The 3,506-nt window shown below is 50.1% G+C and carries 3 protein-coding genes; 1 reads left to right on the top strand and 2 read right to left on the bottom strand.

The features are described 5' to 3' along the window. Nucleotides 1-497 precede the first annotated feature (497 nt). The gene (locus tag ABYV26_RS23115) at nt 498-692 is read left to right on the top strand and encodes a hypothetical protein (RefSeq protein ID WP_372683713.1); all 195 of its coding nucleotides are present in this window, start codon (nt 498-500) and stop codon (nt 690-692) included. A gap of 84 nt (nt 693-776) precedes the next feature. On the opposite strand, the gene ABYV26_RS23110 is transcribed toward ABYV26_RS23115, so the two are convergent. Beyond that, nucleotides 777-2,144, bottom strand: coding sequence for a HEAT repeat domain-containing protein (locus ABYV26_RS23110; protein WP_372683712.1), 1,368 nt, complete (start codon nt 2,142-2,144; stop codon nt 777-779). 227 nt (nt 2,145-2,371) lie between these two features. Next, nucleotides 2,372-3,506: hypothetical protein (locus tag ABYV26_RS23105; RefSeq protein ID WP_372683711.1), on the bottom strand; the 1,135-nt coding region annotated here is incomplete at its 5' end.

Raw genomic sequence — 3,506 nt, 5'->3', positions numbered from 1 at the left:
CCTTTTACCCACACGCTTCTGGATGTAATTTTTAATTTTGGTGGGCAGATTATCAGTGCTATCAACTGAACCCATTGGTGTTTCCCTATTTTTTTTTCAACTTACTCTCAACCCACGGCGCCAGAATGATGATACGAAAAACATAGCACCTGCCGTCGGGGCGGCGGCGTGGGACATCTCTCAATACAACTGGTGGGTCGAAACATTGAAGTCAGTCTTGTCAATCACATCATAAGCGTGCTGCAAATAGAAGTGTCGTTGGGCAGGGTATAAGCAAGCTGAAGGTTGGCGTATTTTTTTGGGACCCTGTGGAAATATGCAAAACCGCAACGAGCATGCTAAAAAAGACACGCTCGACCATCTCCAAACTCCTCTGCACGGTTCTGACGTCGCTATGGTTGTCTTTACAGTGAGGGCTTCTGGTCGGAAGCCTGACGGGAACCGAGATCTTCGTGCCGATACCCAACGCGCCTTTCCGGTACATGAAATCGGCTGTCATGATTAAGGCTTTGGTCGGCATTGGAACTTTCTTGCTGTCGGTGATGGGATTCGCTTTTGAGCGTGAATCAAAAAGCCTACATCAGGCCAAAAGTTTTACCGCATGGAGCAAAATCCCGATGCCTGAGAATATAAACGAGATCCGCAGCCACGTTTTGATTTTGGGGGTAAGCTTGCCTTCCGATCGCAGATAATCTTGAAAGGATAGCCCAACAAAGATTACCGCCAGAGCAACAAATACGATTTCGAGATTAAGATTGGATATCATGAAGGGAAGGTTATGCTTGATAGTCTTGCATCAAACGACTTGAGTAATACCAGGCACCGGGCTGAAAACGGTGTTCGTTCGCTTGCACCCATTGAGCGATTTTCTGAAGGACCCTTTCCTGTATGGCCACCGGCATATCCGCCTCAATTGGAAAATCCGCACCATAACGGATTTTAAACTCTTCGATCGCCAATTGTCTGGCACGATAGGGACTGGTTTCGGAAAGGAGGGTTTCGAGCAGACCAGTTGGGGAATAGGGTTTTCCCAGGCGATAGCGAATTTCCGGGTTGAATTGTGATTTATTCTCATTCAGCCACGCTTGCCAATCCTGGGGATTTTGTGACAAACGGCGTATCGTTTCACCAAAAGGCTGCCCATCAGGTCTGGTCGGAACTTTGCCTTCCTTGCGATAAGCATCCAATTCCTCCTCGAACAATTCATCTTCATCGATCACATCGGGTACGTAGACTTCCTCGATCAGATCAGCGCCGGTAATCATATACAGTCCTGTTGTCGCGGCACGAGCCAGGTCTTCATTTCCCAGGAATGAATAAAGCGCTTTTATCGCCTTTAAGCTGCCCAGCATCCCAAGCGCAATCAAGCAATCATTGTTGGCAACGCCTTGATTGATGCGATCAATCAGCACCTCTGCTGTCTTGCGGCCGCCGCCCAATCCAAGTGCTGATATGGGCCAATTTTCGTTTGCCGCACGGGCAAAGCATTGAGTGACGACATCAGGTTCACCAAAGCGTAGCAGACACTCCGCAGCGCTTCTGCAGACTGAATCGTCCGTATGGTCGAGCAGGGGGAGTACGGCAGCTTGGGTGGCTGGTCCGCCTGTGCGGCCGAGAGCCCAAATCAGCGTGGGCAATACACTGGATGGTGCTTTCTTCAAAGCGCTCAATAACGGTTTTTCTGCCTCATAGCGCCGATAGCCGAATACTGGTGCCACTACGGAGATCAAGTTGAAATAGTCCCGCAAGAAAACCGATTGTAAACTTTCCTGCCAACTTTCCGGGCATTCGTCCTTCAGTGCATCGCTGATGGCCTGCGTGCGTTCCATGTCCTCCGGGTCGAGATCCCGCCACGCCTCGGCGACAAAATCGCCCTTGTTCTGCCGGCAAAAAACCCTCACCGCTGCGTGCAGTTCGCCAAAATCACCCTCTTTGGCTTGGGTGCGGCACACTTCGAGGGCCAGGTCCTCGCCGACCACCAGGGCATCGATGTGCGCTTCGAAGCGGTCCTCGAAATCTCCGATATCTTTCCAGGTGATTTCCGGATCATCCAGAAGTGCCAGTCGCTGTTCGTACAGAAACGAGGCTTCTTCCAGGTGTTCCTCGTACAACTCGATGTTGAATTGTCGAATGGTGACGGCCATGAACCAAACTTATGCCTTAACTTGTGATGGTTTTTGGTGCGCTGTACCAATTTCGATAGATACAACATCCTGAGGGCCGTTGCGTAAGATCATTTGTGCCCGCCATATGTATATTAGTAGGTTTTCATCCGTGTTGATGATGACGGCATCTAAATTTCTTTCTGAATAGTTTAGCTGACAGATTTTTAGAATGCTTAAATTTTTTCAACAAGTTAACAGAAGAAAGATTATTCATATGCAGGAGGGCGGATAACGATTGCAGAAGCATCCATGCGATCTGAGACCGAAGCAATCACACAACAGTCGCCCAAAGCGTACCCTTTCACGAATGCTTGGGTCGCAAGACACACGGCCACGAGGGGGCTTGCCGCGCCGATTTCTCCAAGACTCGCACAGGGAGTTATTAAGCGGATCTGATCAAAATCCATCCAGGACGTCAATTGGACCTGCGCATGGCCCCAGGCCAGCGCCCTCCATTGCTCACCGTTGAGATCAACTATAAGGTCACCTTTGAAATTATTCACACCCGCGTTTGCTAGTGCGTCCTTAACAGCCATTTCTAAATTGCGTCCGGTTTTTGCGGCCATTTCAACGCGCGCCGTCTTTGGATTTGCGGATTTGTCGATATCATTTGGAGCAGGTCGTAAAGCAGTTGATAAAAGCCTCGCCTCTGTATTCCGGGACGAAGAATTGGCTTTGCTGCTTGGCTCCAACAACACTGCGGCTGAGGCTTCACCTGGATACAGCCCTGTCGGCCTTGCCCCGGTCTTGATACGATCCTGTTCGATTAACGATTGGAGTGATAGTACGTCGAGTAGCGAGTCAGTTGCTATAAGAATTATCCTACTAAGGTTCGTTTTATCGAAAAGCGCGTCGATCCTGCTCAAGAACTGTGCCACGCCAGTGTGGCCTCCGGTTGTGAAGTAAAAAGGTGTGGTTGCACTGGAAAGATTAAGCCCGGATAACACACGGCCGCCAAATGCGATTTCCAATATCTTTGGTATTTCATCTTCTGGCCACATGAAACGCTCGTAGGATATTTCAGGAAGGCACCATGCAAAGCCCGTCGAAGACCAAAACGCAGTATCGTTCCGACCAGGTAGATCACCGTATGCCAAAAGATCGGCAATTGCCAATTGGGCCAGTCGCACGAAGCGTCCTGAACCGGCGAATCCATCCATGACCCCGCTGACGGGTGCACCCAATATAGGCGCTTCCAGTGTATCGGGATCGTAGGCAACGAAATCAGGAAGTGGTTCAAGGCGGACCAATCCGGCACGAAGTGATCCACACGCCGTACGAACGTCGCGTCCTACGTTTGTGACCAGTCCCATGCTGCTGATATTCTGGCAACGCATTCTT

The sequence above is a fragment of the Desulfosarcina sp. genome (genome assembly GCF_041551955.1).
Lineage (GTDB): Bacteria > Desulfobacterota > Desulfobacteria > Desulfobacterales > Desulfosarcinaceae > Desulfosarcina.
The sequence above is the reverse complement of the archived record's forward strand: the minus strand, read 5'-3'. Positions and strand labels throughout refer to the sequence as shown.

Excerpts from the sequence above, each read along its gene's own strand:
- ABYV26_RS23115 (WP_372683713.1), top strand. The coding sequence starts at position 498 with ATGATTAAGGCTTTGGTCGGCATTGGAACTTTCTTGCTGTCGGTGATG.
- ABYV26_RS23110 (WP_372683712.1), bottom strand. The coding sequence starts at position 2,144 with ATGGCCGTCACCATTCGACAATTCAACATCGAGTTGTACGAGGAACAC.